Source organism: Streptomyces sp. F001, from assembly GCF_004187715.1.
GTDB classification, from domain to species: domain Bacteria; phylum Actinomycetota; class Actinomycetes; order Streptomycetales; family Streptomycetaceae; genus Streptomyces; species Streptomyces flavusporus.
On record NZ_QZWF01000086.1, the window covers coordinates 1 to 6,843 of the forward strand.

Genomic DNA, 6,843 nt, shown 5'->3' on the forward strand with positions numbered 1-6,843 from the left:
GTCGTTGACGGGGTCAGCCAGGGGTCGGCACGGGGCCGACGCGGGTCCGCGGCGGGGCCGGCGCATGCTGACGCGCGTAGATTTTGAGCAGTTCGTGGATGCGGTACGGCTTGGGCGGGCCTTCCTCGATGAACCCGGCGTCCGCCAGTTGTTCGAGCACCTCGTCCGGCACGACCGACGGCGTCGCTCGATCTGCGGTCCCGGCGTCCGCGTGCTCCGTGGCCAGCAGCAGGAACGCCTCCATCAGGCCGGGGCTCAGCCGCTGCAGAGCCGCCTCGAGCACGCGCTGTACGGACATGAGCGGTTCGTCCGCCAGAGAGAGCCTGGCCGGCAGATCCGCGGCCAGCCATGTAGCGCAGTCGCCGATGCCGAGGCCGGGCCGCGTCAGCAGTCGTGCCGCGGCGATCCGCAGGCTCAGCGGGAAGTGACCGCAGATCCGGGCCAGTTCACGGGTGGCTTCCGGCTCCTCGGCGACCCGCTCGGCGCCCAATGTGGTGACCAGGAGTTGATGCGATTCCTCCTCGGTGAGTGTGTCGAGGCGGTGCACGACGCCGCCGTGGGTGGCGATCAGGCCGGCGAGACCGTGTCTGCTCGTCACCACGGCGACGCCCTCGGCCGCGGAGGGCAGCAGTGGCCGTATCTGCTCGGCGCTCACCGCGTCGTCGAGGATGAGGAGGCGGCGTCCGGCTCCGTTCGCGGGCGGAAGTTGGGCACGGGCCTCGGCGGCGTCGAGCGGGCTGCCGTCCGGCCGGGTCATGCCGAGTGTGAAGCAGCCGCCGGGAAAGGCCTCCTGAGTCAGGTGCGCCGCCTGCAGGGCGAGAGCGGTCTTGCCGATCCCTGGGGCCCCGGAGATCACCACCGGACCGGATACCGCACCACCGGAAGTCAACGCGCGTTGAAGCGAGGCGAGTCGAGTCGTGCGGCCGGTGAAGCAGGGCACCGGCGCCACGGTGGCGATCGTGACCGGTGCTGCCGGCGTCGGCAGTGGAACCGGGACGTGCACCGGGGGGAGCGGAGGACGGAACCGTCGCTGCGGCCGGTACGGGGACCAGCGCATCCGACGGCGCGGGACTCGGCGTGACCGCCCTCGACGGGAGCGCCGCCTTCGAGGAGACTCCTGCCTCGATCGCGGGCAACCCACGGGCAGGCGGGCTGCCGAGGTCCTCGCCGCGGAGGATCGCAAGTTCCAGGCGCTGCAAGGGGGCGCCCGGGTCGATCCCGAACTCCTCCTTGAGCCGTTCCTTGACGCCCCTGATCTCCGCAAGGGCCTCGGTCTGGCGGCCCGTTCGGTACAGAGCTTCGATCAACTGCTCGGAGAATCGTTCCCTTTCCGGAAAGCGCCTCGCCGCGTCCCACACCTCTACCAGCACCTCGCGACATCGCCCGCGCGCCAGTTCGATGTCACAGAGGCGCTCGAGTGCCCTCAAGCGCTCCTCGGTCAGCCGGGGCGCCTCGTCACGGTGGAGCATCTGCGATGAGACGTTCGCCAGCACCGGTCCGTGCCACAGTGCGAGCGCTTCTCTGAGCACGTGGGACTCGGTCTCGGCGTCGCGGGCGGAATCCGCCGAGCGGACCAGCCCGCGGAAGCGGACGAGGTCGAGCGTCTCGCGGTCCATGCGCATGCGGTACCCCCCGGGGACCGCCTCGATCGTGTCGTTCGCTATCCCGTACTTCGCAAAGATCCGTCGGAGCCGCAGGACGCAGCTCTGCAGGGCGGCCCTGGCCGTGGCGGGCGGTTCGGTGTCCCAGACGGCTCGCATCAGATAGTCGGTCGACACGACCGCACCGGAGTGGATGAGCAGGGCGGCCAGCAGGCTCGTCGGTTTGGAGGGCTGCAGGACGGCGGCATGCACAGGCGTGGTTCCGCTGTGCGAACGGACGCGGGGGCGAGGGGCGGCCGGCGGTGTCCGCGCCCCGCGCATACGCGCGTAGACCTGGGGCACCATCTCCCTGCACCGCCCGCACAGTCACCCCACAGGACACACGACTCGTTGCAGGAAGGGTTCCGCATGAAGGCCGTAAAGGTTCTGAACGGCATGAGGGTCCGCTCGATCCTGACCGCTCTCGCTCTTGTGATCGCTCCAGGCGTCGTCGTTGTCGGGGGCGCAGGTGAGGCCTTCGCCGTCACCAAGATCAGTCACGCCACCGCAACGTCGATGTTCCGCGAGGTCGGGATCACCTGGTCGTCCTCCGGTAACTGCTCCGACCGCAACAACCCCACCTGTACGTCCTTCGACCAGCTCAACCTTGCCAGCGCCCAGGGCGCCCAGACGCTGAAGCGGGCCAGTGGGTGCGCGCTGAACATCACCGGCGGCACGGAGACCGGACACGCCTCCGGTACGTACTCTCACTGGAACGGCTACAAGCTCGACTACAGCAAGTACACCTGCGTCGGTAACTACATCAAGAACAACTTCACCTACATCGGCGTTCGCGGTGACGGCGCCCCGCAGTGGCGGTCCGGTTCCGGCAACATCTACGCGGACGAGGGCAACCACTGGGATGTTCTGTACTACAACTGCGGCGGCTGCTGAGCCGTAGGCGAACGCAGCGCCCCTGCCTCCGGGCGGTGTTCCGACGACCACCGCCCGGAAGGTCGCGTGGCCCACGCGCGCGACGGACGGGACACCGTGGCCCCCGACTGACCGCCAGTGCTGCCGGGGGCGCGACATTGCTCCGTCCGAGTGGTGCATACCTGGGGACGGTCGTAGCGTCGGTACGTGCACGACGTGTGGATCCGGACGGGCCGGGAGCGGATATGCGGGAACTCGCGATGACCAAGGTGGCCGCGGTCTGTGCTGTCGCGACGCTCGCGGCGGCCATGGGCACGGCCTCCGCTGCCCCCGCGGCCGCGCCGCCCACGGTGCAGTCCGTGGCACAGCGGTCTGCGTCCCCCGTGCTCGTCGACTGTTTCTGGGAGTCCCAGGTACGCCCCGCCGACTTCATCCTCGCCTGCGGTGACGGCAACAGCCGCCTCACCGCTCTGCGGTGGTCGCACTGGCACGCCGACTCGGCGGTGGCCGTGGGCCTCAACGCGGTGAACGACTGCCGGCCGTACTGCGCGGCGGGCCGGTTCCACTCGTACCCCGTCGTGGTTCGGCTCGACGATCCGCAACCGTGGGAGAAGCGACCGGAGTTGCAGCGCTACTCGCGTATGACGCTCACCTACCCCGGCGACAGGCCGGAGAGGGCGTCTCGCACGGAGACGTATTCGCTCTGGGACTGACACGTCGCCGGGGACTGCCGGATCCAGGGGAGGGGCATCGTCACCGGGTGGGACGGCGTGCTGCAGAGCCTGACGGTGGTCCTGCCGTGGCCGGTTCGCTCACCACATCCACGTCGCTTGCCCGCACGTAGGCGAGACGGTGGCCGAACTGGATCTGGTAGTACTCCTCCTCGCCCGTCACCACCTGGTTCGGTGTGTCGTCGGAGGACGACTTGTCGACGTGGGAACCGACGAGGCGGCCCTGTGTCACGTACCGCTGGCCCGCGAGGAAGCTGTACGGGAGCGGCGATTCGGTCGGCGCCGACACCCCGTCCGGGTAGGCGTCCTCCTCCGGGAGAGCACGCCCGTACACCGTGACCTCGCTCAGGCCGTCCTTCGGCGTCACCATCCGGCCGGTCGTACCGACGGCCGTCGGATGGAGTCTGGGGTTCTTGAACCATGCTTTCCGGCCCTGGTACCAGATCGCCGTCCACTCGCCGCTGCGTCCCGCGACCGCGAAGGACTGACCGGCCGAGACCCGCGAGCCCAGGTCGTTGACGTCCTCCGTGGACTCCTCCCCGTCCGGGCGCCGGCCCGGGTCCTGGATCAGCGAGGCGTCCTCCTTCGGCTCGGTGTGCAGGCGGACGGCGCTGGAGCCGTGCGGCTTGCACGGCACACCGTCGCCGGTGCATCCGGTGAACGGCGGTTTGTGGGTGGCGTAGTCGGGCAGCACGGTCACCATGGCGCTGTCCCGCCCGGCCGTGGCACGCAGGGGTGCGCCGAGGAGGTCGAAGTAGTGCCGCCAGTCCCAGAACGGGCCGGGGTCGTCGTGCATATGAGGGATGGTCGAGGCGGTCGGGGACGGCACGTTGTCATGGCCGAAGATGTGCTGCCGGTCGAGCGGGATGTCGTACTTCTTCGCCAGGTAGCGCACGAGGCGGGCCGAGGCCCGGTACATCTGTTCCGTGTACCAGGTGTCGGGCTGCGTGAGGAATCCCTCGTGCTCGATGCCGATCGAGCGGGCGTTGACGAACTGGCTGCCGGAGTGCCGGGCCGCGTCCTTGGTCCTGATGTGCTGGGTGATGTGGCCGTCGCTGGAGCGGACCGAGTAGTGCCACGACGGCTCCGTCGGTTCCTGGATGGTCTTGAGCATCGACGGCAGACGTGCCTCGGTGTCGTGGATGACGATGGAGTCGATCTTCTGGTCCCTGGGCCGGTCGGCCGGGTCGTAGTTGCCGTACGCGTCGTCACCGATCTCGACGTACGGCGCTTTGAGCCAGGAGCAGGACACCTCCGCCGGGCACTCGACGTCCTTCGGCCGCTGTGGGCCCTGCGGGCGGGGGGCGACGCCCGGGTTGGCGGGGAGGGTGACATGCTGCCCTGCGTCGGTGGTGCGGTGCGCGCCCCGGCGGATCACCGCAAAGACGTCTTTGGCGTACGTCTGCGCCGCTGCGGTGTCGCCCGTGCCCGGGAAGCGCGCAACCGCCTCCCACCAGTCGGCCGGGTCGGCGCTGAGCGGCTTGCCGAGCTGTCGTTGCGTCGCTGCCAGGAGTGCCGCTCCGCCGCGCACGTTGGCCTCGGTGTCCGTGCGCAGCCGCTCCTCCGGAGCCCCGATCAGGCGGGCGGCGAGTTGCAGGTTGGCCGGCTGCGCGGAGGCGCTGCCCCGGGCGTTCGCCTCGCGTGAGGCCTGCGGCCCCGCGAACGGCGAGGCACTCCCGCGGTGCGGTGCACCCTGGGCCTGGCGGGCGTCCACCAGGTGCATCGGTCCGTAGCCGCCGACGACGCTCGGGGAGCCCGGATGGGCGTCCCATCGCGACTGCAGGTAGGACACGCCCATGAGCACACTGCGCGGCACACGGTATTCGTGCGCGGCGGCCGTGAAGACGTCCTGCAGACGCGGGTCGTCCGCGGCGCCGCCGTCGTCCGCCGGCCCGCTCAGCTGCGGCACCAGCAGTGACATCAGGAGCGCCGCCGACGCGGTCAGCCAGAGGATCCGGCGGCGCCCCCGCAGGGCGCCGGGGACACGGGGGGCGGCACGTTCACTCATTGCAGGGGCCTCCGACCATGCTCGACGCAACCAGGACAACGGAGTTGCCCTTGGCATCACCCCTCGTACGTTTCCGTGCCCGACACGCCACGTCGCGCCAACTGTCACCGCCTTGGACCAGCCGCCCGGCACAGGCCACCCGGTCGGCGGCAGTACGTCCGTCACGGCAGGGAGGGGGCGAAGTGCCCGTGCTGAACGGTGGAGTCCGGTGCCGGCGGCGGGCCGGCTCAGTCCTGGACCGGCTCCACCTGCCAGTCGGGATGCCCCGGCATGGGCGGGGTCTGCGCCCCGTACAACCACGGGGTCAGGAACGGGGTGAGGTCCTCGCCGGCCACCTCGGACGCGAGCGCGACGAAGTCCCGCGTGCCGGCGGCCCGGCCCCGGTACGTCGTCACCCAGGACCGCTCGATCCGGTCGAAAGTCTCCTCGCCGACCTTCTCCCTCAAGGCGTAGAGCACCAGCGCCGAGCCGTCGTACCGCATCTGCTTGAACAGGGTCGGCTCGGTGGGTTCGGCGGGCGCCCCGTCGTCGTGGCGCCACTGGTCGTGCTGCTCGTACGCCGCCCGCATCGCGTCCTCGATGCTGATGCCACCGTGTGCGTCGGAGTAGAGACGTTCGTAGAAGCGGGCGTGCCCCTCGCTCAGCCAGAGGTCGGACCACTGCCGGATGGCGACGCTGTTGCCGGTCCAGTGGTGGGTCAGCTCGTGAACCAGGTCGCGCTCGGCGTCGACCTGGTCACCCAGCAGATCGGCCCTCGGCACGACGGAAAGCGACTGCGTCTCCAGCGCCACCGGCAGGTCGGTGTCCCCGACCAGCACGCCGTAGCGGCGGAACGGGTACGGGCCGAGCCGCCGTTCCAGCCAGGCCAGGTGCTCGGAGGTGAGCGAGCGGTAGGCCTCGGTGTCGGTGACCAGGCCACCGGGGACCGCGTCCCGGACGGGCAGTCCGCGCGGGCCGGTGCTGTCGACGAACGTGAACCTGCCGATCGCCACCTGGATCAGCTGGGCCGCGACCGGGTGCTCGGAGTCGTACGTCCACCGCAGTCGTCCGTCGGGGCGCCGGACACGCTCGACGAGCCGGCCGTTGGCCACTGCGCTGAGGCCGGGCGGGGTGGTGATACGGAAGGTGACCGGCGCCCGCAGGCTGGGGTGGTCGTTCGCCGGGAAGATCATCTTGGCGCCGTTGGGCTGCGGACAGAGCACGGTGCCGTCGGGGGTGGGCACCCAGCCGTACGCCTGGATCGCGTCACTGCGGTGCCGTTGCTGCGTCGGATCGGCGGTGTAGACGACCTGCACGGTGAAGGCGCTGCCGTCGAGGATCGGCTGCGCGGGAGTGACGACGAGCTCGTCGCCGTCGCGTACGGCGGTCGCCGGTGCGCCGTTGACGGTGACCGTGCGCAGCGTGTTGCCCGCGAAGTCGAGGTTGAAGCGGGACAGTGCCTGCGTGGCGGTGGCGCTGATGGTGGTGCGGGCGTCGAAGGGCGTCCGCGGTGCCCGCCAGTCGAAGGCGATGGTGTAACGGCGCACCGTGTAGCCGCCGTTGCCGTCGAGCGGCAGGAGCGGGTCGCCGATGCCCGGGGCGCCGGGGGAGG

The 6,843-nt window shown here is 70.6% G+C and carries 5 protein-coding genes and 1 pseudogene; 2 read left to right on the forward strand and 4 right to left on the reverse strand.

The window, feature by feature from the left end:
- Positions 1–13 precede the first annotated feature (13 nt).
- Both StrepF001_RS49185 and StrepF001_RS49190 read right to left on the reverse strand, forming a co-directional pair.
- A complete protein-coding gene (locus tag StrepF001_RS49185) occupies positions 14–856 on the reverse strand; it encodes a hypothetical protein (RefSeq protein ID WP_240797991.1) in 843 nt (280 codons plus the stop codon).
- A 376-nt stretch (positions 857–1,232) separates the two neighbouring features.
- Positions 1,233–1,946 (reverse strand): annotated as a pseudogene (locus StrepF001_RS49190) (AfsR/SARP family transcriptional regulator); the annotation flags it as partial.
- A gap of 90 nt (positions 1,947–2,036) precedes the next feature.
- Here StrepF001_RS49190 and StrepF001_RS43820 point away from each other — a divergent pair.
- Both StrepF001_RS43820 and StrepF001_RS43825 read left to right on the forward strand, forming a co-directional pair.
- Positions 2,037–2,534, forward strand: coding sequence for a hypothetical protein (locus tag StrepF001_RS43820; RefSeq protein WP_129803650.1), 498 nt, complete (start codon positions 2,037–2,039; stop codon positions 2,532–2,534).
- A 224-nt stretch (positions 2,535–2,758) separates the two neighbouring features.
- The gene (locus StrepF001_RS43825; RefSeq protein ID WP_129803648.1) at positions 2,759–3,226 is read left to right on the forward strand and encodes a hypothetical protein; all 468 of its coding nucleotides are present in this window, start codon (positions 2,759–2,761) and stop codon (positions 3,224–3,226) included.
- A gap of 40 nt (positions 3,227–3,266) precedes the next feature.
- On the opposite strand, the gene StrepF001_RS43830 is transcribed toward StrepF001_RS43825, so the two are convergent.
- Both StrepF001_RS43830 and StrepF001_RS43835 read right to left on the reverse strand, forming a co-directional pair.
- Positions 3,267–5,252 (reverse strand): peptidoglycan recognition family protein, encoded by a 1,986-nt coding sequence (locus StrepF001_RS43830; protein WP_206307162.1) that lies wholly within the window; start codon positions 5,250–5,252, stop codon positions 3,267–3,269.
- Positions 5,253–5,479: 227 nt separating this feature from the next.
- A partial coding sequence (locus StrepF001_RS43835; RefSeq protein WP_240797990.1) for a M1 family metallopeptidase occupies positions 5,480–6,843 on the reverse strand: 1,364 nt, incomplete at its 5' end.